At 60.0% G+C, this 26,199-nt stretch carries 24 protein-coding genes and 2 pseudogenes; 17 read left to right on the top strand and 9 right to left on the bottom strand.

The features are described 5' to 3' along the window. Positions 1–3: 3 nt before the first annotated feature. Positions 4–978, top strand: coding sequence for a formylglycine-generating enzyme family protein (locus EHH60_RS00535; protein WP_124157591.1), 975 nt, complete (start codon positions 4–6; stop codon positions 976–978). Between the two features lies 1 nt (position 979). Next, positions 980–2,770, top strand: a complete 1,791-nt coding sequence (locus EHH60_RS00530; RefSeq protein WP_124157590.1) for a chloride channel protein — start codon at positions 980–982, stop codon at positions 2,768–2,770. 6 nt (positions 2,771–2,776) lie between these two features. Here the strand turns inward: EHH60_RS00530 and EHH60_RS00525 are convergent, their stop codons facing one another. Genes EHH60_RS00525 through EHH60_RS00515 form a run of 3 tightly spaced genes read right to left on the bottom strand, consistent with a single transcriptional unit; the run spans position 2,777 to position 6,160 of the window. After that, positions 2,777–3,499 (bottom strand): GntR family transcriptional regulator, encoded by a 723-nt coding sequence (locus tag EHH60_RS00525; protein ID WP_124157589.1) that lies wholly within the window; start codon positions 3,497–3,499, stop codon positions 2,777–2,779. Positions 3,500–3,527: 28 nt separating this feature from the next. Further along, positions 3,528–5,123, bottom strand: coding sequence for a GMC family oxidoreductase (locus tag EHH60_RS00520; RefSeq protein ID WP_124157588.1), 1,596 nt, complete (start codon positions 5,121–5,123; stop codon positions 3,528–3,530). Next, positions 5,123–6,160, bottom strand: coding sequence for a mandelate racemase/muconate lactonizing enzyme family protein (locus EHH60_RS00515; RefSeq protein ID WP_349629047.1), 1,038 nt, complete (start codon positions 6,158–6,160; stop codon positions 5,123–5,125). Before EHH60_RS00515 ends, EHH60_RS00520 begins: the two co-directional genes overlap by 1 nt. A 210-nt stretch (positions 6,161–6,370) precedes the next feature. Here EHH60_RS00515 and EHH60_RS00510 point away from each other — a divergent pair, with 210 nt between their 5' ends. From EHH60_RS00510 to EHH60_RS00490, 5 genes and pseudogenes are all read left to right on the top strand, one after another. Beyond that, on the top strand, positions 6,371–7,126 hold the full coding sequence (locus EHH60_RS00510) for an ABC transporter permease (protein WP_502697391.1): 756 nt from the start codon (positions 6,371–6,373) through the stop codon (positions 7,124–7,126). Beyond that, positions 7,123–7,932 (top strand): ABC transporter ATP-binding protein, encoded by an 810-nt coding sequence (locus EHH60_RS00505; RefSeq protein ID WP_124157585.1) that lies wholly within the window; start codon positions 7,123–7,125, stop codon positions 7,930–7,932. The genes EHH60_RS00510 and EHH60_RS00505 overlap by 4 nt, the downstream gene beginning before the upstream one ends. Positions 7,933–7,954: 22 nt before the next feature. Then, the gene (locus tag EHH60_RS00500; RefSeq protein WP_124157584.1) at positions 7,955–8,950 is read left to right on the top strand and encodes an ABC transporter substrate-binding protein; all 996 of its coding nucleotides are present in this window, start codon (positions 7,955–7,957) and stop codon (positions 8,948–8,950) included. A gap of 389 nt (positions 8,951–9,339) precedes the next feature. Beyond that, positions 9,340–9,631: pseudogene (locus EHH60_RS00495) on the top strand (transposase); the annotation flags it as partial. Between the two features lie 50 nt (positions 9,632–9,681). Next, a complete protein-coding gene (locus tag EHH60_RS00490; RefSeq protein ID WP_124157583.1) occupies positions 9,682–10,083 on the top strand; it encodes a hypothetical protein in 402 nt (133 codons plus the stop codon). Between the two features lie 1,085 nt (positions 10,084–11,168). Here EHH60_RS00490 and EHH60_RS00485 read toward each other — a convergent pair. The 3 genes from EHH60_RS00485 to EHH60_RS00480 all read right to left on the bottom strand — a co-directional run bounded on the left by EHH60_RS00485 (position 11,169) and on the right by EHH60_RS00480 (position 13,199). After that, entirely contained in the window at positions 11,169–11,750 is a 582-nt protein-coding gene (locus EHH60_RS00485; protein WP_124157582.1) for a hypothetical protein, read from the bottom strand. A gap of 62 nt (positions 11,751–11,812) precedes the next feature. Then, positions 11,813–11,983: a hypothetical protein gene (locus tag EHH60_RS37020; RefSeq protein WP_158626695.1), complete on the bottom strand. Its 171-nt coding sequence runs from the start codon at positions 11,981–11,983 to the stop codon at positions 11,813–11,815. Between the two features lie 961 nt (positions 11,984–12,944). Further along, positions 12,945–13,199 (bottom strand): hypothetical protein, encoded by a 255-nt coding sequence (locus EHH60_RS00480; RefSeq protein ID WP_124157581.1) that lies wholly within the window; start codon positions 13,197–13,199, stop codon positions 12,945–12,947. Between the two features lie 454 nt (positions 13,200–13,653). Here EHH60_RS00480 and EHH60_RS00475 point away from each other — a divergent pair, with 454 nt between their 5' ends. Next, positions 13,654–14,211 carry a hypothetical protein gene (locus tag EHH60_RS00475; protein ID WP_124157580.1) on the top strand — a complete coding sequence of 186 codons (558 nt, stop codon included), beginning with the start codon at positions 13,654–13,656 and terminating at the stop codon, positions 14,209–14,211. A 1,378-nt stretch (positions 14,212–15,589) separates the two neighbouring features. Here the strand turns inward: EHH60_RS00475 and EHH60_RS00465 are convergent. Beyond that, on the bottom strand, positions 15,590–17,170 hold the full coding sequence (locus EHH60_RS00465) for a recombinase family protein (RefSeq protein WP_124157579.1): 1,581 nt from the start codon (positions 17,168–17,170) through the stop codon (positions 15,590–15,592). Between the two features lie 36 nt (positions 17,171–17,206). Then, on the bottom strand, positions 17,207–17,425 hold the full coding sequence (locus EHH60_RS00460) for a hypothetical protein (protein WP_124157578.1): 219 nt from the start codon (positions 17,423–17,425) through the stop codon (positions 17,207–17,209). Between the two features lie 718 nt (positions 17,426–18,143). On the opposite strand from EHH60_RS00460, the pseudogene EHH60_RS37925 reads away from it, so the two are divergent. The 3 genes and pseudogenes from EHH60_RS37925 to EHH60_RS00440 all read left to right on the top strand — a co-directional run bounded on the left by EHH60_RS37925 (position 18,144) and on the right by EHH60_RS00440 (position 19,473). Beyond that, positions 18,144–18,513: pseudogene (locus EHH60_RS37925) on the top strand (hypothetical protein). 31 nt (positions 18,514–18,544) lie between these two features. Continuing rightward, complete coding sequence (locus EHH60_RS00445; RefSeq protein ID WP_124157576.1) at positions 18,545–19,207, top strand: SOS response-associated peptidase; 663 nt, start codon at positions 18,545–18,547, stop codon at positions 19,205–19,207. Further along, complete coding sequence (locus EHH60_RS00440) at positions 19,204–19,473, top strand: hypothetical protein (protein ID WP_124157575.1); 270 nt, start codon at positions 19,204–19,206, stop codon at positions 19,471–19,473. Before EHH60_RS00445 ends, EHH60_RS00440 begins: the two co-directional genes overlap by 4 nt. Before the next feature lie 430 nt (positions 19,474–19,903). Here the strand turns inward: EHH60_RS00440 and EHH60_RS00435 are convergent, their stop codons facing one another. After that, complete coding sequence (locus EHH60_RS00435) at positions 19,904–20,221, bottom strand: DUF3303 domain-containing protein (protein WP_124157574.1); 318 nt, start codon at positions 20,219–20,221, stop codon at positions 19,904–19,906. 425 nt (positions 20,222–20,646) lie between these two features. Here EHH60_RS00435 and EHH60_RS00430 point away from each other — a divergent pair, with 425 nt between their 5' ends. The 6 genes from EHH60_RS00430 (at position 20,647) to EHH60_RS00405 (ending at position 26,106) form a co-directional block, all read left to right on the top strand. Next, on the top strand, positions 20,647–21,123 hold the full coding sequence (locus tag EHH60_RS00430) for a hypothetical protein (protein WP_124157573.1): 477 nt from the start codon (positions 20,647–20,649) through the stop codon (positions 21,121–21,123). A 359-nt stretch (positions 21,124–21,482) separates the two neighbouring features. Beyond that, entirely contained in the window at positions 21,483–22,037 is a 555-nt protein-coding gene (locus EHH60_RS00425; RefSeq protein WP_124157572.1) for a hypothetical protein, read from the top strand. A 249-nt stretch (positions 22,038–22,286) separates the two neighbouring features. Continuing rightward, positions 22,287–23,309, top strand: coding sequence for an ABC transporter substrate-binding protein (locus EHH60_RS00420; RefSeq protein WP_124157571.1), 1,023 nt, complete (start codon positions 22,287–22,289; stop codon positions 23,307–23,309). Between the two features lie 893 nt (positions 23,310–24,202). Further along, positions 24,203–24,571: a hypothetical protein gene (locus EHH60_RS00415; protein ID WP_124157570.1), complete on the top strand. Its 369-nt coding sequence runs from the start codon at positions 24,203–24,205 to the stop codon at positions 24,569–24,571. Positions 24,572–24,664: 93 nt separating this feature from the next. After that, entirely contained in the window at positions 24,665–24,955 is a 291-nt protein-coding gene (locus EHH60_RS00410) for a hypothetical protein (protein ID WP_124157569.1), read from the top strand. 698 nt (positions 24,956–25,653) lie between these two features. Further along, positions 25,654–26,106, top strand: a complete 453-nt coding sequence (locus tag EHH60_RS00405) for a universal stress protein (RefSeq protein ID WP_124157568.1) — start codon at positions 25,654–25,656, stop codon at positions 26,104–26,106. Positions 26,107–26,199: the final 93 nt, after the last annotated feature.

Raw genomic sequence — 26,199 nt, 5'->3', positions numbered from 1 at the left:
GACATGACCGGGGATCGCTCACATTGTTGCACCCAGCGCGCCGCCGGCAGCGGGCCGGCGACGGGCGAGGATGCGCAAGCGGCGATCCGTCCCAGTCCAACTCCGATCTTGCGCCGCTGGAGCTCGCTGATCGGCGGAACTTTCCACATGGGATCTGCCGACATCGGCTTCGCCGAAGACGGCGAAGGCCCGGTGCGGCTCGTGACATTGTCGCCGTTTGCCATTGCCTGCCACGCGGTGAGCAATCTGCAATTCGGCGACTTCGTCCGTGCCACGGGCTATACGACGGACGCCGAACGTTACGGCTGGAGCTTTGTCTTCGACGGGCTATTGCCGGAAGAAGCACGTGCGGCCCGCAAGACGCGCGTTCAGGAAACGCCATGGTGGATCCCGGTGACGCGCGCCTATTGGGCGCAACCGGAAGGACCTACGAGCAGCATCCTCGACAGACTCGATCATCCCGTTGTCCACATCTCCTGGAACGACGCACAGGCCTATTGCCGATGGTGCGGTACGCGCCTGCCGACCGAGGCGGAATGGGAGATGGCCGCGCGCGGCGGGCTGGACCGGGCCACCTACCCTTGGGGCAACGAGCTGCAGCCCGGCGGCGAGCATCGCTGCAATATCTGGCAGGGCAACTTTCCCGACCGCAACACCGTCGATGATGGATATTTCGGTACGGCGCCGGTTCACAGTTTCGCGCCCAACGGATATGGCCTGCACAATGTCGCCGGAAACGTCTGGGAATGGTGCGAGGACTATTTTTCGCCGAGCTATCACGGCCTCACGCCATCGCGAGATCCCTTGAACCGCAAGCCTGCTCCCAACCGATCGATGCGCGGCGGATCCTTCCTCTGCCACGAATCCTACTGCAATCGCTACCGCGTCGCGGCGCGAAGCTCCAACACGCCCGACTCCGCGTCGAGCAATATCGGCTTCCGCGTCGTGCGCGCCGAACCGCTGCGAGATCCGGCGTAGGATGGCGCCGGCATCACATCCTGCGAAGCCGGCCGCTTCTCCCGGCATCCGCCTGCTGCCATTGTTCCTGCGCAACTTCGTGCGCAACCGCGAGACCGGCCTTGTGCTTGTCGCCATCGTCGTCGGGCTGCTCAGCGGCGTGCTCGTGGCTGCGATCTCGAGCCTCAGCCAGGTATCACACGCCCTGCTGTTCGACATTCCGTTCGACGCCCACCTCAGTGCCACCGGTGTGATCTCGTGGCAGCGCACGCTGCTGATCCCGGTGCTCGGTGGCCTGGTGCTTGCGCTGATCGGGCTTTTCTTCGCCCGGCGCGTCAAGGGACAGCAGCTCGCCGACGCCATCGAGGCCAATGCGCTCTATGGCGGACGGGTGTCGTTTCGAGGCAGCTTGCTGATCTCGATCCAGACACTGTTGTCCAACGGGTTCGGCGGATCAGTTGGACTGGAAGCCGGCTACACCCAGATCTGCTCGATGTTCGGCTCCCACGTCGGCCAGCGCCTGGCCGCCCGGCGCAACGACATGCGGCTCCTGGTGGCCTGCGGCGCTGCGGGAGCCATCAGCGCCGCGTTTTCGGCGCCGCTGGCAGGTGCCTTCTACGCCTTCGAGGTCGTGCTCGGCGCTTACACCTCTGCCGGTCTCGTGCCGGTCATCGCCAGCGCGGTCACCGCATGGCTCCTCGCGCGGCAATTGACGCATCAGTCCTTTCTGATGGTGCCTGGATTCCCCTCGCCGGTTTCCGTCGAAATGATCGGGCAGACGGTGCTGATCGGCATCATTTGCGCCTTCGTCAGCATTCTCGTCATGCTCGCTGTCGCATTCTCCGAGCGCTGCTTTCAGCGCATCACGGTGCTCAAGGGTTTGCTGCGGCCGATTCTCGGCGGTCTCCTTCTCGGTGGCCTCGCCCTGCTGACGCCGACCGTGCTCGGCGCCGGCCACGGCGCGATGCAGATTCTTCTGGTCAGCAATCCGACCTGGCTCCTGCTCACGACCACCATCGTGTTCAAGATCCTGGCCTCCGCCATCTCGCTCGGCTCGGGCTTTCGCGGCGGCCTGTTCTTCGCCTCGCTCCTGCTCGGCGCGCTGATCGGGCAGCTCTACAGCGTCGTGCTGACCGGCCCTCTTCCCACGATCGCGCTTCAGCCCGGCACTGCCGCGATCGCGGCGCTCGCCGCGCTCGGAACCGGCGTGCTCGGCGCGCCCTTCAGCATGGTCTGTCTCGCGCTCGAGATCACCGGCGATTTCTCGGTCACGGTTGGAGCGGTGGTCGCATCATCGGTCTGCGCGCTGATCGTCCGTGAACTCTTCGGCTACAGCTTCGCGACATGGCGCTTCCATCTGCGCGGCGAAGCGATCCGCGGCCCGCAGGACATCGGCTGGGTCCGGCAGATGAGCGCGGCATCCCTGATGCGCACCGACTTCGAGAATGCGCCGACGACGATGCCGATCGGCGAGGCGCAACGGCAGTTCTCGCCGGCGCTGGTCCGCCAGATCGTATTGCGCGATCCCAATGGCATCTATGCGGGCATCGTGCCCGCCGCCACGCTGCATTCCGTGGCCAGCCGGGACGAGGAGCTGCTCGGGTCGCTGGCGCAGCAACAGGACGAATACCTGCTCCCGACCACGCCGGTTCGCCAAATCCTGAAGGCCTTCGAACGCAGCGAGGCCGACGTGCTCGCGGTTGTCGACCGTCTCGACCATCGCGCCACGATCGGCACCCTCAGCGAAGCTCACGTTCTGCGCACTTACGGTGAAGAGCTCGAACGCCGGAACCAGGAACTGTTCTCGCGTTGATGGCCGCTAGGGCCGCAGATCCATGTCGATCCGCACGAAGTCGCCGCGATAGGTGACTTCGCCGAGATAGATCACGGTGCGGTCCGCGGTCGTGAAAATGCGGCGGACTTCTGCCACCGGAGAGTTCAGCGGCACGCGCAGCAGCCGCGCCGCCTCGATATCCGCGGTACCGATCGTCAGAGTTTGGCGCGCGCTGGCGATGGCGGGATCCCTGAGATCGTTCAGGATCGGGATCACGGTCTCGTTGCGAAAACGCTTCGGCGATCTGCGAAAGATCTTCTCGTCGAGATAGATGGAAATGACGCAGTATGGCTGCTTCTGCCGTGAATGCAGCCGGCGCATGAAGACGTACTTCTCGGCCGGCTTGCCATCGCCGGGAAGCAGCGGCGCATTGGTGCGGCTTTCCGAGATATTGATGATCTCGGGCGAAGTGTCGCGATACATGTCGGCGAGATCGGAGAGCGTCGTCTCGACCTTGAGCCAGCGATCCTGCCGCACGGTCCCCGTGACGAAGGTGCCGCGACCCTGCTGCGCCTCGATCACGCCGTCGCGGGCGAGCAGCTCCACCGCCTGCCTGATTGTGACGCGCGACACGCCGAACTCGGCCGCCAGCTCCTCGTTGGCCGGCAGGCGAAAGCCCTGGGTCCAGACGCCGCGCGCGATGCGCTGCCGGAAGATGTCGGCGATCTGCGCGTATTTGGGGACGTGACTGTCGGAACTCAATTCCATCTCGTCCTCCGGAATTCAGGCCGCGCGATCAGGCCATGACCAGCGCTGCACCGCGTTCGCCGATCATCAGGCTGGTCGCATTGGTGTTGGCCGAGGTGATCTGCGGCATCACCGAGGCATCGATCACACGCAGCCGCTCGACACCGCGCACACGCAGTTGAGGATCGAGCACGGCCTGCGCGTCGCTGCCCATGCGACAGGTCCCGACACAGTGAAATACTGTACCTCCCGTGTTGCGCGCAAAGTCCCACAGCCCGGCATCATCCTTTGCCGCCTCGCCTGGCACCATCTCGACATCCCAGAGCGGGCGAAACGCCTTCTGCTGATAGATCTCGCGCAAAATCTTCAGGCCAGCGATGATGGTCTTGCGGTCGATCTCCTCGGCGAAATAGTTTGGTGCGATCCGCGGCTGCTCGAACGGATCGGTCGAGCTGATCGCGAGCTGTCCGCGCGACTTTCCGTGGCATTGCCAGACCGAAGCGGTGAAGCCGGAATAGCTGTGCAAGGGCTCGCCTGGCTTGTCGACCGAGAGCGGCATCACGTTGAACTGCACGTCCGGCCGGCTGCCGACGGCGTATTCCGTGCAGGCCGCGCCGCCCACCTGCCCCGCGCCGACCGTCAACGGGCCGCTGCCTGCCAGCATCCACTGAAGGCCCATCTTGGCAAGGTCTAGGGGATTGCGGACCTGATCGTTGAGCGAAATTCGCTCCTTCAGGCGGACGATCAACCGGGCCTGATAATGGTCCTGAAGATTGGCGCCGACATCAGGAGAATCGGCAATGACGGGAATGCCGAGCTTGCGCAGCAGCTCGGCCGGACCGACGCCCGAAAGCTGAAGTATCTGCGGCGACTGCAGCGCGCCGCCGGACAGGATGACCTCACGTTCAGCCGTCGCTTTGTGGATCTGCCCCTTGCTGATCCACTCCACGCCGGTGGCGATGCGACCGTCGAAAACGACCCTGCTGACCTGCGCATGGGTGATGATGGTGAGGTTGGGACGGCTGGCAACGGGGCGCAGAAAAGCGGAGGCGGAACTGGTCCGCCAGTGCCGCCCGATGCCGAGCTGGTAGGTACCCACGCCCAGTGTGGTGGCGCCGTTGAAGTCGGGATTGCGCGGCAGGCCGAACTGCACACCCGCCTCGACCCAGGCCTTTGATGCCGGATTGTCGTTGCGCAGATCGGAGACCTCGAACTCCCCGAGCCCGCCATGAAACTGGCTCTCGCCGCCGCGGTAGCGTTCGTACCGCCGGAAATAAGGCAGCAGCTCGCGATAGCTCCAACCATCGGCGCCTAGGCGCTCCCAATCATCAAAGTCCTCGTGCTGGCCCCGGATGAAGATCAGCCCGTTGATCGACGAGGAACCGCCGAGCACGCGGCCACGCGGCCAGACGATGGCACGACCGCCGCTCCCTTTTGAAGGCTCGGTCCTGAACAGGCGCGAGTATCGCTCGTTGTAGATGGTCCGGTAGTAGCCGACCGGAAGCTTCAGCCAGAAATTCCGATCCGATCCGCCGGCCTCCAGCAGCAGAACGCGGCAGGAGGGATCGGCCGACAACCGGTTCGCAACGACGCAGCCGGCCGAGCCCGCGCCGACGATGATGTAGTCGTAGCCGCGTGCTGGCATCAGATCGTCCGGTAGTGTTCGATGGAGGCAAGATCGGGCGTGATGCCGAGGCCAGCCTCGTCACTGAGCGTGATCATGCCGTCGCGGACATCGAGCACGGGACCGCAGAAGCGGTCGCGCAGCGGGTTTTCATTGCAGTCGACTTCGAGCAGTCCGTCGCCGCCGACGCCGGCGAGAAGATGCGCGGATGCCAGAAGCCCGATGCCGGCCCCGAGATAGTGCGGGCAGAACATCTTCCCCGACGTTAGGATGTCGCGGGCAATGCCCGCGCACGCCGACAACCCGCCCCATTTGGCGATGTCGGGCTGGACGACACCGAGACACGGCTCGCGCACCACCTCGGCAAAGCCGGCGTGGCTTGCGATGTTCTCGCCGGCTGCGAGCGGAATGCGGATGGCTTCGAGCAATTGGGTCCATTCCTGGCGGGGGCGATCGGCGCGGATCGGCTCCTCCAGCCAGGCGAGACCGAAGCGCTCGAGCTGCGGTGCAAGTTCCAGCGCCTGCGCAATAGTCCAGCCCTGGTTGACGTCGGCTGCAAGCAAACCTTCGCCCACAAGGAGGCGCAGCGCGGCGAGATTGGCGCGGTCACCGGCCGGATCGAAGCCGATCTTCAGCTTCAACGCTCGGTAGCCGCGGTCCAGGGCCGCTCCGGCCGTCCGTTCGGACCCGACCGGATTGATGCCGCTGGCGTAGACCTTGATCTTCCGCTTCGCCCCACCGAGCAGCCGCCACAGCGCGACGTTCTGGCGGCGGGCGTGGAGATCCCAGACTGCCAGATCGATGCCGGCAATTGACTGCGCAAACGGGCCGGCTTCTCCTGATTGCAGCGCGAGCACAGAGGTTCCTTGCGTCAGACGCTCGAACGCTGCTGACGGCTCCAGCACGGTGAATCCGACAAGAGCCGGCGCAAGTACCTCGTTGACGAGCCGAACACGGTGTTCAGCACCTGGTGCTGGGAAATTGCACCACACTTCCCCCCAGCCAACTTGTCCGTCGGTGTCTTCGACGCGAACGAAGACGGCGGGCCGGTCCGTCATCCGCCCGAAGGACGTGATAACCGGCGTCGTCAACGGGTAGCGATAGCCAAAGGCCTGAACGCTTCGGAGGGTGAAAGGCGGCGGTGTCATGCGGGAAAGCCTGCGACGCCTACGACCAAAGGCGCCACTTGTATGGTCATCCTATTTATAATATGACCATGAAAACATCAACCGCAATGCGGGTGGACGCGTCGAATGAACGGAGCTGGCGTGAGACGCTTTGGTCTCGGATTGCTGCCGTGGCTCGGTGCGATCCTGCTCTGGTACGCGGTACGCTGGAGCGGCTTCGTCAACGTCTCGCTGATCCCAGCGCCCCACCAGGTCGCCGCAAAGTTCTTCGAGCTTCTCACCAGAGAAGGCCTGCTGATCGACATCTTCGCCTCGACCCGGCGCGTCTTTCTCGGCGTCGCGCTCGGCATCCTCGTGGCAGTGCCGGTCGGATTTCTGCTGGGGTGGTACCGCCCCGCCCGAACCTTCGCCGATCCCATGATCAACTTCTTTCGTGCGCTGCCGCCGATCGCACTGATTCCGCTGGTGATCGTCTATTTCGGCGTCGATGAGCTCGCAAAGCTCGTTATCCTGTTCTACGCCTCGTTCTTCTCCGGCGTGATCGTGATGTATGAGGGCGTGTCGCAAATCACGCCGCTCTATATCCGCGTCGCGCAAACGCTCGGAGCCAACCAGGCCGAGATCTTCCGCAAGGTCATCATTCCCCTCACAGTCCCGCACATCCTCACAGCGCTGCGCGTGTCGCTAGGCGTGGCCTGGGCGACCCTGGTCGCATCCGAGTTGATCGCGGCGCAGCGCGGGCTCGGCGCCATGATTCAGAATGCCTCGACCTACTTCCTGCTCGACGTCATCTATGTCGGCATCATCTGCATCGGCCTAATCGCGTTGATCATGGATTTGATCCTGCGCAAGATCACGGCCCGACTGCTGGTCTGGCAAGATCGAGCCATCGCATGAACAAGCGCGCACAGTTCGACAAGGTTTCGCTGTCGTTCGAAACGCCGAAAGGCCGCCTCAACGTCGTCGAGGACGTCAGCTACGACATCAACGACGGCGACTTCATTGCGGTGATCGGCCCGTCCGGCTGCGGCAAGACCACGATGATGAGCATGCTCGCCGGCTTTCAGAAGCCGACGACAGGCAAGGTTCTGTTCGATGGACGTCCCGTCGCCGGCCCCGGCCCCGAACGCGGCGTCATCTTCCAGGAGTATGGCGTATTCCCCTGGTTGACGGTGAAACAGAACATCGCCTTCGGCCTGACGCTCAACGCCAATCATGTCCCGACAGCCGAGCGTAATGCAATCTGCGATCACTATCTTGGCCTGATGGGCCTGTCCGACTTCGCCAATTCCTATCCGAAGCATCTATCCGGCGGCATGCGGCAACGACTTGCGATCGCACGTGCCTATGCGGTGAAGCCCCAATTCCTGCTGATGGACGAGCCGTTCGGCGCACTCGACGCCCAGACCCGCTCCAACATGCAGAATCTGCTGCTCAAGGTGCTGGAGACCGAAGGCAAAACCGTCATGCTGATCACCCATTCCGTTGAGGAGGCGATCTACCTCGCCTCCCGCATCGTGGTGGTGACCGCGCGGCCGGCACGGATCAAAGAGATCATCGACGTGCCGTTCGCCTATCCGCGCGATGAATCGATCCAGGAACGTCCGGAATTCGCCGAACTGCGAAGCCATATCAGGCAGCTCGTGATGGACGAATATCGCGCCCAGCAGGCGCAGATGCGTCCGGTCTCATTCTCGGAATAACAAGCAAAACGGAGGACACATCATGGATCGGCGGCAATTTCTGACGACGACGGCAGGCCTTGCACTCGGCACCGTCCCGGCCTCGGCACCGGCGATCGCGCAAGCGAAAACAAAAGTCCGCGTCGGCTATCTTCACACCGTCGCTGTTGACGGACAAATCTGGACCGGCATGGATCGCGGCTCCTTCGAAAAGCAGGGCCTCGATCTCGAGCTGAGACAGTTCAACACTGGCCTGGAGATCTTCCAGGCACTGATCGGCGGCAGCCTCGACGTGCTGGCGACCGGCGCCGTGCTCTCGAACTTCCCGGCGCGCGGCCAGGGCAAAGTCTTCCTTATCAACGACATCGAGGTCGCCACGGCGCAGCTCTGGGTTCGCGGCGATCAGGGCATCAAATCGTTCGAGGATCTAAAAGGCAAACGCATCGCGACTGCGACCGGCACAACGGCGCATGTATTCCTGGATACCGCGCTCCGTGCCAACAAGGTCGATCCCAAAGAGGTCGAGCTCGTCAACCAGACCATGCCGGCCGCTGTAACCGCCTTTATTTCCGGCGCGGTGCCTGCCGTCGCGCTCTGGGTGCCATTTAACGTGACGGTTCGAGACAAGGTGCTGGGCGCGATCAAGCTGGCCGATGCGTCAGCCTACTATCCAAAGGCGGCGATCATTGGCGGCTGGGCGGCCGCCAATGACTATTATGAGCCCAACAAGGAGACCCTGGCCAAGCTGATCCGCGGCTGGGCGGATGCCAATGACTATATCGTCGCGAACAGCGCTGAAGCGATGGAGAAGCTGCAGAAGAGTCATTACACTCAGACGCCGCTGTCGGACATCAACGAGTCATTCAAGGCCCAGAAGATGTTCACGTCCAAGGACTGGAAGCGGATGTACTCGGACGGGACTGTCACCAACTGGCTGCAGCAGTCGACAGACTTCTTCATGGCCAATGCGGGCATCAAGGACTTCACGCCGGCGAACAAATACTTCGATCCGAGTCTGTATTTGAAGACGATTGCCTAGATACCAAGGCACTGAGGGCCTCGGTGGTCGCGCCGGACGCATCACCTGTGCGGCACGCTCCAGTTGTCTTCATCCCGGCCGATGATCTGCTGACGTACCAAGCATATGTTGAGCACCGAAGCGAACACTCCGTCCCTTCCGCACGCTCAGGTGTGCTGCTGCACTCCCCTATTCCGAGCGTTGTGGATTGCCGCTCCAAACAGGCTAAGCTGGTCTCAGGGTCCTTTGGTCGCAGTCTCCTAGAGGCGAGAGACATCCTAGGACTACGCCATGCTACGCGATAGCTGCCTACAGCACTACTTCCACACCATTGTTCAAAGTGTCGCTATGAGCTGCTGCCGGTTTGATGGACACCGAGATCAGGTGTTTCATGAAGCCGGAGATGGGCGATGAAGAGACGGAAGTTCAGTCGCGAGTTCAAGATCGAGGCGGTCAAGCCGGTTAGGGAGCGTGGGGTGTCGGTGGCGCAGGCCAGGCGCGACCTGGATGTCCATGAGAACGTTCTGCGCAAATGGGTGAAAGAGTTCGGGTCCGATCGGTGCAGGCCTTTCCCGGCCACGGGCAGATGAAGCCGGAGCAGCAGGAGATCGAGCGGTTGCGCCGTGAGGTCGCCAAGTTAAAGGCCGAGCGGGATATCCTAAAAATGGCCGCAGCCTTCTTCGCGAAGCAAGCGAAAGGAAAGTGAACGCTTGTCAGAATGAAAATGCGCGGCTTGCCAGAATGGGAAGGCCTTGACGCGCTATGCCATTGAAATCATTGGAGCGGGTGAAGGGAATCGAACCCTCGTATTCAGCTTGGAAGGCTTTCAGCGGCTGAATACTTCCAATGTCCATTCGGACAAATATCCCCAAAACTCCTCATTGAGCGCAAACGGCTTTCTCTCCCTGTCCGAACACAAGACCGGTGTGGCCCGGGGCTATTTCCTTAAGCTGGGCATCAAGACCAACACATTCACCGCTGCTCGTACCCGAGCAGCACAACGAGCAACGCCCCCCGGTGCAAACGGGAGGCGTTGGAATTTGGGCGTCGAAATCTATGCAGGGTTCGATAATGCCATTCGTGTGCTAACAAATCAAGCGCACCGATCGCTGCCCAGGATAAAGGGGCCTCGATCATGGCCGAAGCATTCGTAGCAGCGCGGCCTAAGTCTGCCGCGCTGAAAATCGGCACACATTCGTCAGCGCCACAGCACTGACCGAGCAATCACGCGTTCGGTCGGCCGTGGCGCCATGTTGTGGTGCTCGGTGGTCCCGCCTCAACAAGCAACCCGGTCAGCCGTTCGCCAGCGACGGGTTTTGATCCTGCCTTTTCCCGTCGTCGGCCGCTGGGCCGCCGATAAACGACAGCACGGTGCCGGTCCTTCCACCGGCAGGTTGTCGATCACTTGGATCGACTAGTCCCACCCCGAGGCGAGCATATCGGGGTGACACGTTCGGCGGGATCTTTCTCCTGGGATCTGGCATCGCGCTCTTGATGCCGGAAGGTGACTCCTCAACTGGGACTTTCCGACCGCGCTTAGGCCGCCAAGCCGAGGCGAAAACCACGGCGCCGGTTAAATCCGGCAGAACCCCGCGACCCCAGCCATTGGGGAGGGAGAACGGCTGGCCCACCATCAAAGGGCACCGTGGCTAAACCGAACGGGAAGTGGGTGTTCTCGAGTCTGTGCCCCCGCTGCGCAGACGTGCCTCTTGGACAGGGAGGGAGGACAAGCGGAAAGCGGAACTATGCCCATTTAGTCCCAGTCTCGCCGCCTCCTCGAAGGCTGGCATTCCTGAAGAGCTCTCCAGCACCACCACAGGATTGGTGGCCGGATTTCTCGACACCGCAGCGATTCGGTGGCGGTCCCAAGCGTTCCCGCCCTATCCCACCGTAGCAAAATGGTAGCAAACCGCTTGCCAGGCGTTCTGCCTTGGGCGGTTCGCTCTATTGGAAATCCGCACGGGAGGAGCTGGATCTCTTGTGCTGCTCCCGATCAAGGGGTGCGCTCCCCTGAGACGCCCGAAAGACGCGGAGGGCGCCAGACACCGGGGAGTTTCCGCAGTGGGGTCTGACAACTACGACCCGCCGAAAGAGGCCGCCAACTGAGACCGGCTTATCCGCAGCACTTGCCGTTCTGCTGGATCGGGGGACAAGGCACAGTGCCGTAGGAGCAGAACACGCAGCGTCGGAGACAGGCCACCGCAGAGGGGAATTAGACAGTTGCGGAATGTGCAGCGCTCTACATCCAGTTGGGGCGGTACTGCTCAAATCTATCCGACATCATGTCGTGCACATTCAGCACTGGTATCCGCAATGCGGTTGCGACTACGTCAAAGCTGATTGTTTCGGCTTCTAGCGCCGTTCGGTATTCCAGACGCTTTTTCTCTGTGCAAAGCACAGCCAATGAACGCCAATAAGCCTTCGATTCCGCTCGGAATTGCGGCGTCAACGGTGCGGCGGGGTCCCCAAACCGGTGCATGAGGGCGTCAAACTGCTCTCTAGTGTGTGTCTTTTCATCTTCTTGGTCAAAGACGTGCATCAGCTCCTTTGCCAGCACCGCACGGCGCCAATGATCTCCCTGCGCACCGTCGCACATGGCTCGCGCCAGAACGATCAAGGCCTCGTTTGCCACCAGCGGAACCGGCCCGCCCTTCGGACCTTCAATATAGAAACCCCGGAGAACGTTTGCGTCTATGACGCCCGACCATTGCTCTTTGATCTTCGCTATATGCGAAAACTCAATAGCTCTTGCTCTCAGCCATTTAGTGCTGATCCTGTCCCCTTGAGTCTGAACTGCTTGATATAAATCGGAAAAAGACATCAAAAAGGCGCCGCATGGATATGGGCGCCTTGTATGACGTTTAGATAAATGCCCGTCAAGGTTTAGTCGGTGACGGTTTCCGTTGCTTCATCTGAATCGGCGAAAAACTTGTTGATTTCGCGCGCCATGTCCTCCGGGGACGCGTCGGCGTTGTGACCCGGGTAGAACTTGACGTTCCGAACCTTGTTATCGTCGAACAGATGCTTTTTTAGAGCTTCCATTTCAACTTGCATATCTCTACCTCCGGACCACCTGTTCCCCTAATTGCCCCGAGCTAACAGGTAGTTCTCTTGTGCTCCCGATCAGATAGGATGGTACCGTGGCGCGACTATGAGGTTCCCCAATTAACTTTTCGTAATAATCGGTTGACTTTTGCCGATTCTTAGGGCAGCGCGCTCGGAATCCATTTCCTCGTTACTTCTCCCTTAAAAGGGCCCTCCAAGTCAATGGCCTTGGGGTCCTGTCAAGAGTATTTGTTCCACTCTAGTTCGCGAAAGCGATATTTTTCGTTCGGCTGTTGCTTAACCGACTCTCCCCTTGGTTGTTCCTGCCTTCTGTATGGTTCAATCCGAGGGTGAGCTTTGACCTCCCTCAATTACTCGGAAGTACCGTTTTACCCCCCGGTCGGTTTTGGCTCTAGCGGCAGCACCGCGTCAATCGTCCAGACTCGATCCGCAACGCCGATCGCAACCGCTGGCGTGGTCCGCAGCGGTGCCTTTCTGGACGCAGCAGGGCGCCGGCGGGCTGCCCGCCCGCCTGGCCTAGCGCGATACTCGGTCCCTCGCCGACTTTAGGTCAGACTTCACCTCTGGGACTATCCCTTGGTCGGCTGGCTCCCGACTTGGCGGACGCTCGTTGAGGTCGCGAGCCCACGGTGCCCCGGACGGGCTCGCTGAAGATGGCTGCTGACTTGCGCATGCGGAGATCAGAAGACCGAGGACGGTCAGCGAGCCTGCCCATGTCATCGCCTGGATACGCATTTCGGTCCAACTGATTACCCCTCCTGATCGTTTCAAAGATGGGCCTCTCGGAGTGCCCAGACTGGCCTGCGCCATCGGCGCCCATGAAAAAAGCCCGGCGCTAGGCCCCTCGGAGGCCGACCGACTACCGCCCCAGTGGCCCGCTGCAACTTAGACAAAGAAAAAGCCCGCCGGCATGACCGACGGGCTCGCATCGCAGTCCAGCCTCGCGGCATCACGAGGCCGAGTCGATCTCCGCTCTACGCTTCGCGATCAGCCAGTCGACGCCTTCAAGACTGTCGTTGTGGCGGATGCCGCGTCCAAGCGGCTGGGGGATGTACCCCCGAGCTTGGCTATGGCGGTCCTCACGAAGGTGCGCCTCCAGCGCCCCCAGACCGGCCTGCGTAGTCGGCGCTGTGTCGACCAATTTCTTCTCAGTATCCAGAACGGCCCGGAGGGCGACCGCCGCCGGATGATCCGAGCCCACCATCCCGCACACCATGTTGCCGTTGAAAGGACAACAAATCTGCCGAGCTTCAACTTCAAGCTTGGCTGGACGGATTTTTCTCGGCTTATAACCTCGTCAGCGACGAACCCGATTTTCTTGCGCCCAAACCACAGCCTATTGCTTATTACGCCTGGATTGACAATTACTGCGCGCAGAACCCGCTCAACCCCGTTGCTCAAGCTGCCTTTGCGCTTCAGAAAGAACTGGTATCCCCCGCGCGGCGATGACGGAGCGACCATGTGAGCCGCCCGCGGCAAATTGAGTTTGTGATTGCCGCCGTGCTGCTTGCCGGTTGGGGGCTTTGTCGCTGGCTTGGCTGAGGAGAGCGCAGTCGCAATGTTGAAAGGCAGCGTCCGAGTCGGCGCTCCCACGGACAGGTCCCGAGATGAAGTCGTTTTCACACCTCCGCGCATTATCTCTGACACATTGAGGGACCATGGACGCACCGCAACAAACACCTGCACCTATATTGGGTTCGAAAGAAGCATTGGAGATGCGAGTTCGCGCGGCAGAGCGTGCTCACGACCAAGAGACTGTCTTCGGTAAGAGCGCAAATGACGCAGCCGTCAAATCGGGAGAAGAAGCCCTTAGAGCCATGATACTGATAAACGGCGGTAGTTCGGTTGCAATGCTGGCCTTCATCGGAACGATGGCTTCAAAGGATCTCGTGGCGCCGACGCAACTGGATATCATCAGTGCGCCGCTGATCTGTTTTGCCGGTGGACTCGTTGCGGCAATGATCGCGACAGCGGGAGCCTATTTCACAAATCTAATGATTGCTGGCTCATCGAATCGAAAGCAGCGTGAGTATGAGCAACCCTTCGTGCGGCCAACTAGATCTTCACGGATCCACAACTGGTTCGGCGAGGTCTTTCGCTACGTAGCGATTTTGGCCGCGGCCGGATCGATTGTCTGCTTTGCCTGGGGAGTAATCAAGGCCAATTCTGCCTTTGGCATGCTCTCGAAACCGAAGTCGGCGCAAGTGAGGTCGTGAGAGTTGGCACTCATAATTGACGAGATGGCTAATCCCCCCGGCGCCGATCGCGTCGTTCTCCGTGGCTTGGGCGTGGTCCGGCTGGTCACCCGACCAAGGCCCCCGAACTAGCGACCCTGTAAGCCGTCGCCCAGCGAGCGATTTACCGCCTCCAAAGGCCCCATTCATGCTGGGGCTACCACCCTAGCCTGGAGTTCGTTCTGACCTCCGCAAACTCTATTAAAATAGGCATTTCAGAGCGCCTCGTCAGCGACCGAGGATGGCGAATTTGCCCCCCCGCTTGCGCACGAAAATCCCCGGGCTGGCTAACGCATCGTGTTTTTGATCGGCCGCTCATCGCTTAGTATGACGCCCGAGCAGCCAGTCACAGTTTACCCGCTGGAGTGGCACCATGACGCATAACCTCGTAGCCGCGTGTGTCGTCGTGGCCTTAATTGTCATGGCCTCGATTGGCTTCGCCCAAAAGCACCATCAATGTTGGAACGGGCACGTGCTCAAAAATTGGCGGCACGGGCACGTGCTCATAACCCGAGAGCCCTGCGGGTCCGTTAGCCCCTCCATATAGAACCGGAACCCTCGGTGCTTTTCCAAACCCACGACGCGCAGTAGCTCGCGCGAGCTCCGAGGCCCAAGGGATTGATAATTTGACTCTCGGCGGTGCTGGGCTTCGATGCCGGCATGCCTCGCCCGATCCGACGCCACACCCCCACGCACGCCGACGGCCGGCCGCTCAAGATCACGTTCGGAGAGATGCGCGCGATGGGTCTGAGCGGTATCTTGGTCTCTTGCCACTGCGGGCACCATGTCGCCTTGGACGGCGCCCCGTGGCCAGACGAGGTGCGGCTGTCCGACATTGAGCCCCGCTTCGTATGTCAGGGCTGCGGCAGTCGAGGCGCCGACGTCCGGCCCGACTTCGATCGCGGAAATCCTCGGCTTGCAATCACGGGCAGCCAAGAGCGGTAGCCATCGCCTAGAGCCGCGGTCAAGGGAACTGCCGAATCGGGCGAACTTCTTCTGGGCGCTCCGTTTATGGATACACGCAGAGAAGAACAAAGCCGGATTGGTTATACTTTCAGTTGTTCTGGGCCGGAGAACGCCCGCTGACATGCAGCTTACCTAAGGGCGGACTAAGCTGGGCGGCAGCTGAGGCCGTTGGGTCTGCTCCGGCTTCAGGGGGGTCTTGGGGTACACCGGAGCAAGAAAGGAATGCGCCAGATTGCCACTTGTTCCCGATCTATAGCGATCGTGAAATCATATCTGCGAGCAGTGCTTGGGCTTATGGCCTCTGCCTAGCCGCCGTGCTCTGCCTCAGATCTCGCTGGATGACGGCTCCAGAAGCGTGCGCCCTACAACGGGGAGCTGTCCGAAAGACAATAACTCAGGCCAGCAAAGCTGCAGCCTTCTCCATGATAGCTCGCAAAACGTCATTCATTGTAGGGCAGCGATAGACGGCGAACCGAGACCGAGACGTCGCCGTGAGACCGATCACATGCCTGGCCATTTCGCTCAACGGTAGGAGGAAGTAGTCAACGACCTCCCTGTTTGTCTCTTTGTCCAAGCGCAGCGCAAGGATAAGCTCGGCCGGCTCGATCGTACGACGATGGACCAACCAACAAGGCGCGTGGCTCTTGCCGGCATAGTAGCGCGCAATCCGCACCGAAAGGGCGAGCTTGCCGGCAACTGTAAGTACCGCCGTTTGCCAATCGAAATGTGCGGTGACGCCACGGATTTTGATTTGAGCGACGAGAGTTTCTACCTGCCTTAGCAACTCAGCTTCCGACTGCTGTCGCGCGTCGGCGTAGTCGTAACTCCGCTCCGGATCAACATAGCCGACGCGACGAAAGGCTTCTCTTAAGCTGCCGAAGCGATGCGCGTACAGCGCAGGACTCGGCATGTCTTCGGTAGCAGTTAGAATTGAAGCACTTAGCTTTCCATTTGCCGAGAGCTTCTCTCGCAACTTCTTCAATAGCAGCTCATTTGATAACCTGCCTTGTCCCTCCTTCAGCATTTCCTGTGCTTTGAGGAAAATGCTCTTATCAACGACGGGCTCAAAAAGACCTGTAGCTCGAATCCATCGCTCCGGCGGATTTTGCTTTCTCGCCTGCTTCAACCGGCACGAACAACGATTGTAGACGCTATTGCCGATATAGGCCTCGTTGCTCAAAACTTGGCGGAGCATGGCATGTGACCAGGGCGCCGCCCTATGATTGGGAATTTGCTCGCTGTTCAGCCAGCGGATGATGGCCCCTCGAGACCGGCGATGAACCACAAACTCGCGGAAGATTCGGGCGACGGTGCGCTGCTCGTTTTCTGATCCAGGTCGGATTACGACCCGATCCGACTGCAGATACTTCCGTTGGCCTCTTAACAAGACCCCCTTCGAATGCCCGCCTTCATCGATCAACTCTCGTTGCAGGCCATACCCTGCGGTGCCGCCTTGCTTGAAGCCAAGGTTCGCGACGCGACATGCGCCGGCATGCACCTTGATCGAGAGTTCTCGTGAATATTCGGCCGCCATAACTCGTTTCAGGTTCTTCACGATGCTGGCGATAACGCTGCCGTCGTTGTCGAACTCCTCTGCACAGTAGCAAACCTTCATGCCGGCCTGACGGCAGGTGAACTCGTAGTAGGCGCTCTCGTCGATGTCCTGAAATCGACCCCAGCGACTCACGTCATAAACGAGAATGTGGTCGAAATCCGCTCGTCCCCTGCGAACGTCGTCGATCAGTTCAATCAGTCCGTCTCGTCGCTCTATACGAAGTCCGCTTCGCCCTTCGTCAGCATAGGTACGAACAATCACGAGGTCGTGCTGCGCGGCATAGACCGCAATGGCGGCCGCCTGGTTTTGCGTAGAGTAACGCTGGTTGTCCGTTGACATCCGGATATATTGCGCGGCCCTTCGCTCACTTGTCGGCGATGACAGATCAGAACCAGGATGAACGATGAGGACATTGGCCATGCGCGCCTCCGCTACAAAGCCGCCTACTCGCTGTGGTCACCAGAAAAATGGAAAGCCCTGCTTGATCAGCCATTCTAGCACTGCAGAGCAAGCGATGGAAAACAGGCCACCCCACAGCCAAGAACGCCCGCGCGCGGCACTGATGGATCTCAGATATAGGAATGCCCCAAGCAGGGTTCCGTAGTTTCTCCTGAAGTCACCGTTGAGCTTGGCGATCTTAGACAGTTCGTTCGGAGCTTCGATTTCATCAGCCATTGCGCTGGTCCTATCTTGACTGGAGCCAGCGCCCTATAAACTCCTGTTTTGCCCGACGGAGCAAGCGAAATTTCGGCATTTCAAAATTCAATTGAAGTTCGACCTGGTAATTTTCGGCTCAAGCGAGACCGAACCGCCATGGTCTTTGCTGCTCAGCAAAATGGCCCCCTTGACGTGCAGCGTTGCCCGGGAACTGTGGAGGGCATAGGTGTCGGGAGATCAGAGGACTGCACAACTACGTTCGTTCGAGCCGGAGTCGCACTGTCAATGGCCATTGCCGTCGTACGCGCGCTATCCAATTGAGCGCGACAGTTTACGTAGGCATCAGTGCCCGGCCGAGCCCCGTAGCCCTGACACTTCTGATCGTCTTTGGCATTGCGTTCCGCAATGAGTTGCTCGTTAGTGAGGCATCCCCCCAACGACAAGCCAAGCGCCAAGATGGCCATAACGCGCATTAAGATTCCCCCAGCCAGAATATCGCTCGCATACAATCGCAACCGCAGAGCGAAATCAACATGCCGCACCGATCAAATATGGTAGGACCGCAGCGCGAACCAGCCGACATCCCGTACGATAGTTGTAGCGGATAGGCTCAGTGTCGCGCTTGACCGAGTTGAGGTGTGCGGCCTCGGCTGCGTCGCGCAAAATCTAGCGGCTTGCCTCTTGGGCCTCTCCGCGGAATCTATCATCGCGAGAGGTCATCTGGGGCGGCCGGATCATGGGCGCGAAGATCCACGCTCAGGGAGCCCGTGAGCGCGCTCAGCAGGCCATCCGCGAGGCCGATCGGGCGGAGGCGGAAGCTTGGTCCGTCCGAATGGAGGGATATGGCGGCCGCGGCCAACCCTCCCCGACAATCGGCCAGTGCTTGAACGGCGGTGCTTGGCTGGCTGGAGGTCGAGTGCGCCCGCTGCAAGACACGCGCGAGCCTGCCACTCGACGCGATCCGCCGCTCTGGAAGCTGGAAGCTTCCCTGAAGTGCCGATCGTGCCGCACACCGCGATATGCGCCGCCCGCCCGCATGATTAAGCTAACCCGAGACGCGGCAGACCACACCTTACAATTGGGTTCATCCAACTGAAGAGCGTTAGGTTCTGCGGAGAATCAGGTTAGTCGGGTGTTATGTGCAATCTTTATTCGATCACTACCAACCAAGCCGCCATCCTGGCGCTGTTCCGTGTCGTGAACCAGTACGTCGGCAATTTAGCGGCGATGCCGTCTGTCTTTCCTGACTACCCGGCACCGGTCGTGCGCAACGCCGCCAATGGTCAACGCGAGTTGATTATGATGCGCTGGGGCATGCCACCGCCGCCGCGGGTCGGCGGGCCTCCGGTGACCAATGTGCGAAATACCAGTTCGCCGCACTGGCGCGCATGGCTGAAGCCGGAGAACCGCTGCCTGGTGCCGGCGAACAGCTTCTCGGAATACGCTCCGGAGCCGAATCCTGCGACCGGGAAGAAAGACGTGGTGTGGTTTGCTCTGGCTGACGAGCGGCCCCTGTTTTCCTTCGCGGGCATTTGGACGACGTTCAACGGTGACCGCGGCACGAAGTCGAAGCCGATCCCAGGGCCGCATCAGGTCTACGGATTCCTCACTACGACGCCAAATGCAGTTGTCGAGCCGATCCATCCCAAGGCCATGCCGGTAATTCTGACCACTGATGAGGAGCGCGATGTCTGGATGCGCGCTCCTTGGGATGAAGCCAAGGCTCTTCAGCGGCCCCTTCCCGACGACGCCCTTAAGATCGTCGCCCGCGGCGACTTGAAGGAAGATCCAGTCGTATGAAACACGTCGAAGGTCGCCCCTGCGCCGACCCGGAAGCCGCGGCGCGGCAGCTCGTCCAGCTCGCGGCGAGCATCGAACCGACCCAAGACGGCCGCATTCACGTCGAGAAGATCAACGCACCGTTTCTTTATACCCTAAGGGGCAGTGGCAGTGAGTTCGGCGCGGGCCTGGCCTGTGCGGTGGAGAAAGGCTGGCTGATGCTCCACGAGAGCGGCACTTATGTGAAGCTGCTGCCCCCAGGCAAGGATCTACTAGCCAATCGATAGGAACCACGCGACAGGCCGCGGCTTTTGCCTTGGTCCCTCCTGACTAGCCGGCGCCCAACTCTCCGAATGGAGGAATGCTCCATGAATTGCATGAACTGCGAAGACAGCGGCTGGGTTTGCGAGAACCATCGCGACCGCCCTTGGGAAGGGCCGCACGCGTGCACCTGGGGTGGTGCCGGCGCTCCTTGCCCCCGATGCAACGTTCCAGACTCCGGGGAGACGCCTCGCACGCCGCCGGGCTTCATTGTCGAGGTCGACGAGAAGACCAAGCTGCACTGATGCAGCCAACGGCGTGCACTCATAATGCCGGCTCCCCAACGTAAGGCGGAAGTCGCCCACCTTGAGCGTGGTCTGCGGCTTGTGACCCGCTGCGGACTTTTGGCTGCCGGGAGGATGCTCCAGGAATGCTCCCCCCGGCTTTTTTATGGGCTCAATTTTTCGACGCGTTTCGCGCCCACTCCAGAGAACCTGCGCCTGTGGCAGCAGCTTCCCTCACATCAATGACAGGAATTACCTCGGCATCATTCCAGTAGGAAAACTTAGAAACGAAAGAGACGATGACTGTTGGATCGTTCGTCTCAACCAACACGTATCCGCCGTCTCCCATCAAGTTAGAGACGAAGGCTTGGATTGTCAGTCCGTCCTCTGGTTTCCATTTACCGAATGCTGTGAGGAGAGCCTCGGCTGCTCCGAAATTCTGCTCGTAATGTTGCCCGTGACGAACCTTGTATTCAATCATGTACTTCATCGGACGCTCCCAATCATATGATTTTCAATATGCTTGTCCGCTGGCGCCGCATCCGGCGTTGCGGTCGCCCATCAGACACCAACGAACAGTAATCAGCAACGGGGAGCCGATCCGGTGCTATGCCATCATTTCAGTTGGGCAGGACTACGCCTTCGTCCCGCAGGTCCGGAAATGGCCCTTAGCCGAACCACGCCGATCCTGTTGTGATGTCGCCCATCGTCGGTACAGCGGACGCGAGGCCGCGCTCGCTTCGACCGCCGCTTGTGACCCAGAGCAGAAGCCGCGAGAGGCTCAATGAGCCGCAAAGCGCTTTTCTGCGTCATGGGGCCGCAGTCCATTCACGCAGAACGTTGCTTCAACGCAAACTCCTGATCATCCCCGTGCTCCTATCTGGCAAGAAATGAGATCAGATCGGAGAAACGTCCATGAATCTTCTGTCCAAGTCGCTCCTTCTCACAGTCGTCGTGCTTGGATTTGGCGGAGGTCTGCCTACCCTTGCTGCTGAGCCGCAGGCCCATGCAGGAGCGGCTGTCGCAATTCAGCTCCAGCTAGACCAGGGCAATAAATGGCAGACAGATGACATCCTGCGGCGCGGCATGAGCGAAATCCGCCTGGCCATGGCGGAGTCGCTGCCCCCCATTCACAACGACTCATTCACGCCTGCGCAATATGAAGCACTGGCGGGGCGTGTCGAGGCGCAGGTCGATTATGTGGTCGGAAACTGCACGCTGTCCGAGCGAGCCGACCAGCAACTCCACGTCGTCCTCGAGCAGATCATCGACGGCAGTGCCGCCATGAAGGCTGGGACCGGCCGCAATCAAGGTGCTGTGAAAATCGTGCAGGCGCTCGCCAAATACGGCGAATATTTCGACCACGCTGGCTGGCAGCCGCTCGAACATTGAACTCCTTTATTGGCAACTGAACTCGCTTGCAGATCAACCCAGAGCGGGGTGATAGCGCCAATTCCCGCGTTTCAGTTCGGGCTGCTGCCGAGCCGGCCTGACGCGTGCGCGAGAGTTGGCGAGACTTGTGCAAATCGAGTTGCAAGGGCTGCGCGGTTTGCTGGCGTCTGCTTCTGGCCATTGCTGGCCTCCGCTCGCGGCCTCGCACTGTCCGCTTCCGAAAGCTGAGCGGAATAGCGTCATGGAGCTGCCGAGCGCAGCCTTTGACCCATGGCGGACATTTTGGTCATCCCGCTGTGAAGAAATTGTAAATGGTGGTTCCGCTAGGGTACCACATCTCCTGCGGGATTCGAAAGAACATGAAGAACATCTTCGCGAAACCGGAAAACGTACTCACATTGTGCGGCCTTGCGCTTGCCGACATGGCGTTGCTCCTGTCGGTGCCGCAGTATGTGCCCACGCTCCATCTCGCCAAGACGTCCTTCTGGAACGGCACGAAAATTAACCAGCTTCGCTTCGGGTCTTATCCCGATGTGGGTTTGACAGAACTGGCGAGAGCCGAAGCCGCCAGGCACGCAGGGACGTGGGATGCTTGGGCCTTTGCCTGCATCGCTCTCCAGCCAAATGAAAAAGAAAAGCCTGTCCTTCTCGTGGATGCGGGAGAAGCGCCGGTCGCGAACAGCGTTCGTATCATCCAAGAGCTTCGCCTGCCCAATGATGGCCTCGGCTTGTACGGCAGACCACGGTTCAGCTTGAACGTCGACGGCCAAACCTTGCCACTGGATGAAGTGGAGACCCCGCGTTGGCATGCCTTCCTCCACAAGGGGATCAGCAAGCTGAAGGCCGCCGCCGAAAACTGGGAACGATGGAGCATCCCGTCATCCGATGAGACGGCGTTGCTTACGCCGAAGTGACGCCAAGGGCGGATATTATCCACCGCAACCCTATCCTCTGGTCTGGCGACGACTTCCGCTTGTGGCCCGTTGCCGACCTGCGCTCGAAGAGCCGAAACGTCGGCTTGCAGGACACGAGCCGAACAAGGTGAAGCAGCCTGCCAAGGGCAGCGTTGACCCAAAGCGGCCCTAGACGCCGTCAAGTTCGTCACGCAGGGGGATCGTGGTAGTCTCTGGTTCCCAACAGGCGTGGTCTTTCAAGGAGGGCACATGCGACGGCGGGATTTCATCGGAGGTTTCGGCGTCATTGGCGCGGCCGCATCAACACAGTTTGGTCGAGGCTCATACGCGCAGTCTGCGCAGAAACGGCCGATCATCGCATGGGCGGGAGCTCCGCCCGCAGGTGCGCCCGCGGGCGCAAACGTACCTCAGTTCATATTGGAGTTGACGTTCGGCAATTTTGTTAAGGGTCTCGCGGAGTTCGGTTACGTGCAAGGTCGGAATGTTGACCTCATCAAGCGATTTGACATGTTTAGTGACCGAGTAGCAACCATGGAAGAGCTGGTAGCTCTGGTCAAACCCGATATCATCGCCGCGCCTGCGACGTTGCAAGCCGTCGAGGCCCGAAAGGCGACATCGACGATACCGATTGTCTGTGGCGCGCTCGCAGACGCGGTTCATCTAGGATTGATTGCCAGCGAAGCTCGACCAGGAGGAAACGTAACGGGCATCGAGCCCTACATCTCGGGATTGCCGACCAAGCAAATTGAACTCGCGCGAGAAATCGCGCCGACGGCAGGGTGCATTGGACTGCTCACCAACATGAACGATCCCAAGGGCCCGCCTCAGGTCGGGGACTTGAAGGCAGCTTGCCAAGCTATAGGCCTCAGCGTCGTCGAAGCGGATGCTAACATGCCCAACGATATTCCGGGCGCGCTCGCTGCGCTTGCGAACGACAAGGCCGATGTCATCGTTGTCCTACAGACGAATCTGCTCCTTGTCCGTAGCGAGCAAATCGGCGCCACTGCTCTTTCAATGCGACTTCCGACCGTCTTCGGATATCGCGAGCATGTCATCCATGGAGGCCTGGTCAGCTACGGAGTCGATTTGCGCTGGTGTTATCGTCGTCTCGGCTACTTTGTGGACAAAATCCTCAGAGGTGCTCGACCGGGTGACCTACCTGTCGAATTTCCAACCGCATTTTGGTTGGCAGCCAATCTCAAGACCGCAAAGGCGCTCGGCGTGATCGTCCCGGCGGGCCTTCTAAGCCGAGCCGACGAGCTAATTGAGTAAGACCCTGTATGCTGCGGTCCATGAGTCCGCTCATGGCCCCATTGGAGAAGTTGCGCCTCGGCGGTCGGAAGTCCGCTAGTTGAGCCAGAGCGGACAGATTTGCTCAACCTGAGTTCTTCGTATTTTGACGCTAAGCTGCCTTCCGCTGCTGCGTTCGAAGGCGTCGGCCTCGTGTGAGGCAATGACCCTGACGTGTTGAAAGCCGATTTTTGGCCGTGGTAGATTACTACTTTATCCCGTTTGCATTGAAGCCGTCCTAGTAGTGCTTTTCTGTTTTGTGGAGGACATTTATGCGAAGCTCTCGCGCAATGCTTTATCTGCAACGACTTGGCGAGCTTGCCTCTCAGCTCTCAGAATTGGAAGATCTTCGAAGTCTAGTCGAAGATGCAGAACGCCTCGCCCGCGGTGCGCCTGCATTGCGCTCGAGACGCCATGCTTCGCGCCACCTTCGAGGTCGCGATCTCGGCGCCCTGTCTGTCCGTCGCCACACGCCACCAAGCAGAAATGCAGGAGGTCTCCGGCCCCCTCAGGACGACAACCAAATCGATTGGACGTTGGTTGAGCCATTTCCCGACAGTTGGTGGGCATCCCCCTAAATGCTCTTCAACGGCTGCTAGTGAAATCAAGTTTTGTCGTCTGCTTGTGGCCCGAAGGCGCCCAGTTCGAAGCTCGTCGAGACGTCGGCTGACGAGTGTAGATCGGAAGGCGCTTGCAGTGGCCCAAACGCCGGTTTTGACCCCAAGCAGACATGACGTCCGCCTTCACGGACTGCTGCGGCGCGGCACGGCGGCCTTGCTGTACCTTTCACGCCGAGGTGACCAAGAAATATATTTCCTGATAACCGGTCCGGTAACATAATGGGACACCGTAGGGCGTGGGTCAGGGGGACTCCAATGCACCGGTTTGTTTCCAAGGCCAACGTAGATCATTTTATCAACCTACTAAATGGCAGCGATCTCACGGCCGACCAGCGAGCGAACATCACCAAGCTATTGATCGATGAGCTCGATAAGCTCGCGCATGATCTTGAGCACCTCGAATTTGCCGAGAGAAAAGTGGCAGACGGGCGTGACCAGGTGAACCGTGTCAGAGACAAGCGAAATAGTCATCCCTTCGGCACTACGGAGCGCGAACAGGCCGAACGGCTCCTCGTAAGCTGCGAAAACTTGCAAACGACACTTGAAGATTTTTGTCATCGCCTGCGCACAAAGGTCTACAACTCGCCGGGCAAAACTATTTCTACAGCTCCGCGGCGAACCTGATATATTGGTTTGATCACTGGCCAGGCTCTGCCCGTAGGCGTCAGTGGCAGAGAGACCAATCGCGCTCCCGCCTGCAAAGAAGGGGAGCGAGCCATGTGGCAATCCGCAACAACGGCACCGTTTGATCGTGATCTGCAATTAGCGGTCATCGATAGCACCGGTGAACACGCGCTCGTCTTCCCCTGTCGAAGAGTGCTTCGTGGTTGGATAAACTCGCAGACAGGTTCACCGGTCCATGTATTCCCGACACATTGGCGCGAGTGGGATGGCCGTATAGAGGAAGCACCGATTGGCGAGCCAGAGCAGGAACGGTTAGCCATTGTCGAAGAGTACGCGGACGATCAGCGAGCGATCATCAAGAAGGATCGTGATGGTTTCAATTAGCCCCAGCTCCGCCCCGTGAGAATGCGCAGACCGCAAAAAAATTGCGGCACGCCAAGTTCTACCGTCTGGACTAGCCGTGAGTTCTGCTCGTGGCCCGTGGCTGACCTCCGCCTCGCACCTTCCGCTTCCAAGGGCTGAGCGGAAAGCCTTACGGAGACGCCGAGGGCAGCCTTTGACCCAGAACCGCTTCTTTAGGGCGCCTGACGATCCCATTACCGTAGCGATCACACGAAGTTCGGCTTCACGGGTCACGATGTCCAACATGAATGAAGTGCACCAGTTCCGCACGCTCGTCGAACTCAATTGACCCAAGCACGGTCATCACGGCTTGAACGCCATTGTCCGCCTCTGTCACCGTGGTGATGTCTCTGGTGTATCCTGATCCCATGCAATTCCGGGCCTGCGAAAGCAGACGCTGACCGTAAACCGCGGCATTCTCATTTCCTCGGTCTTCAGCTCTTGGGCGCGAGTTTGATCGGACATTCGCGCGTTTTTCAAGCTGAGCCTGAACCAATCCGCTATACTACAACCTTCGGTTTCGTGCGACTTTTGCACCTTTGGTGCCCGCCCAGGGCGGACAAATGTGGGCTATTTTCATAAAAGTGCACTGAGATGGCGAGGAGTGCCCGGGAGCGGACGGCCACCACACAACGGATAAAGTCGGTGCGATGATGAGCTCAACCCAAGAGGGATCCACAATGTACACCAATATTCTGTTGAGCACGGACGGTTCGGATGTCGCGGCCAAAGGCGTGAAGCACGGCATTCTCCTGGCGAAGGCCCTCGGCGCCAAGGTCACCATCATCACCGTCACCGAAGAGATGTACATCGACTATGGGAGCGGGCACGCGGGAGCGATTATCCCCTCTCAGGACGAGATGGATCGATTTGTGGCCGCCAACGAGGAGCAGGCCAGGAAGGTCCTCGACGCAGCTCGCGCAATGGCAACGCAACTCGCAGTTCCTGCAGAGCTCTTGCATATTGCAGATTCGCACCCGGCTACCGCGATCATCAACACCGCAGAATCTCGCGGTTGCGATTTGATCGTCATGTCCTCTCACGGTCGCCGCGGCCTCAGAAAGCTGTTCTTGGGAAGCCAGACATCTGAGGTCTTGGCCAGTGGAAGCGTGCCAGTGCTAGTCGTGCCGTAGCCTGAGAGGAGCGGAGAGTGAACGTCGGCTTCTGGCCCTCGGCCGACCATTGAGACCTCGCCCTCCGAGGATAGCTTTTGACCCGGAGCGGAC

It is taken from the genome of Bradyrhizobium sp. RP6 (assembly GCF_003837805.1).
Classification (GTDB): domain Bacteria; phylum Pseudomonadota; class Alphaproteobacteria; order Rhizobiales; family Xanthobacteraceae; genus Bradyrhizobium.
The sequence above is the reverse complement of the archived record's forward strand: the minus strand, read 5'-3'. Positions and strand labels throughout refer to the sequence as shown.

Bases quoted from the DNA above. Each gene is read 5' to 3' on its own strand.
- EHH60_RS00435 (WP_124157574.1), bottom strand. From the start codon at position 20,221: ATGAAGTACATGATTGAATACAAGGTTCGTCACGGGCAACATTACGAG.
- EHH60_RS00535 (WP_124157591.1), top strand. From the start codon at position 4: ATGACCGGGGATCGCTCACATTGTTGCACCCAGCGCGCCGCCGGCAGC.
- EHH60_RS00525 (WP_124157589.1), bottom strand. From the start codon at position 3,499: ATGGAATTGAGTTCCGACAGTCACGTCCCCAAATACGCGCAGATCGCC.
- EHH60_RS00405 (WP_124157568.1), top strand. From the start codon at position 25,654: ATGTACACCAATATTCTGTTGAGCACGGACGGTTCGGATGTCGCGGCC.
- EHH60_RS00505 (WP_124157585.1), top strand. From the start codon at position 7,123: ATGAACAAGCGCGCACAGTTCGACAAGGTTTCGCTGTCGTTCGAAACG.
- EHH60_RS00440 (WP_124157575.1), top strand. From the start codon at position 19,204: ATGAAACACGTCGAAGGTCGCCCCTGCGCCGACCCGGAAGCCGCGGCG.
- EHH60_RS00460 (WP_124157578.1), bottom strand. From the start codon at position 17,425: ATGGCTGATGAAATCGAAGCTCCGAACGAACTGTCTAAGATCGCCAAG.
- EHH60_RS00445 (WP_124157576.1), top strand. From the start codon at position 18,545: ATGTGCAATCTTTATTCGATCACTACCAACCAAGCCGCCATCCTGGCG.
- EHH60_RS00420 (WP_124157571.1), top strand. From the start codon at position 22,287: ATGCGACGGCGGGATTTCATCGGAGGTTTCGGCGTCATTGGCGCGGCC.
- EHH60_RS00500 (WP_124157584.1), top strand. From the start codon at position 7,955: ATGGATCGGCGGCAATTTCTGACGACGACGGCAGGCCTTGCACTCGGC.
- EHH60_RS00410 (WP_124157569.1), top strand. From the start codon at position 24,665: ATGTGGCAATCCGCAACAACGGCACCGTTTGATCGTGATCTGCAATTA.
- EHH60_RS00515 (WP_349629047.1), bottom strand. From the start codon at position 6,160: ATGACGGACCGGCCCGCCGTCTTCGTTCGCGTCGAAGACACCGACGGA.
- EHH60_RS00475 (WP_124157580.1), top strand. From the start codon at position 13,654: ATGGACGCACCGCAACAAACACCTGCACCTATATTGGGTTCGAAAGAA.
- EHH60_RS37020 (WP_158626695.1), bottom strand. From the start codon at position 11,983: ATGCAAGTTGAAATGGAAGCTCTAAAAAAGCATCTGTTCGACGATAAC.
- EHH60_RS00425 (WP_124157572.1), top strand. From the start codon at position 21,483: ATGAAGAACATCTTCGCGAAACCGGAAAACGTACTCACATTGTGCGGC.
- EHH60_RS00415 (WP_124157570.1), top strand. From the start codon at position 24,203: ATGCACCGGTTTGTTTCCAAGGCCAACGTAGATCATTTTATCAACCTA.
- EHH60_RS00530 (WP_124157590.1), top strand. From the start codon at position 980: ATGGCGCCGGCATCACATCCTGCGAAGCCGGCCGCTTCTCCCGGCATC.
- EHH60_RS00430 (WP_124157573.1), top strand. From the start codon at position 20,647: ATGAATCTTCTGTCCAAGTCGCTCCTTCTCACAGTCGTCGTGCTTGGA.
- EHH60_RS00520 (WP_124157588.1), bottom strand. From the start codon at position 5,123: ATGCCAGCACGCGGCTACGACTACATCATCGTCGGCGCGGGCTCGGCC.
- EHH60_RS00465 (WP_124157579.1), bottom strand. From the start codon at position 17,170: ATGGCCAATGTCCTCATCGTTCATCCTGGTTCTGATCTGTCATCGCCG.
- EHH60_RS00480 (WP_124157581.1), bottom strand. From the start codon at position 13,199: ATGGTGGGCTCGGATCATCCGGCGGCGGTCGCCCTCCGGGCCGTTCTG.
- EHH60_RS00485 (WP_124157582.1), bottom strand. From the start codon at position 11,750: ATGTCTTTTTCCGATTTATATCAAGCAGTTCAGACTCAAGGGGACAGG.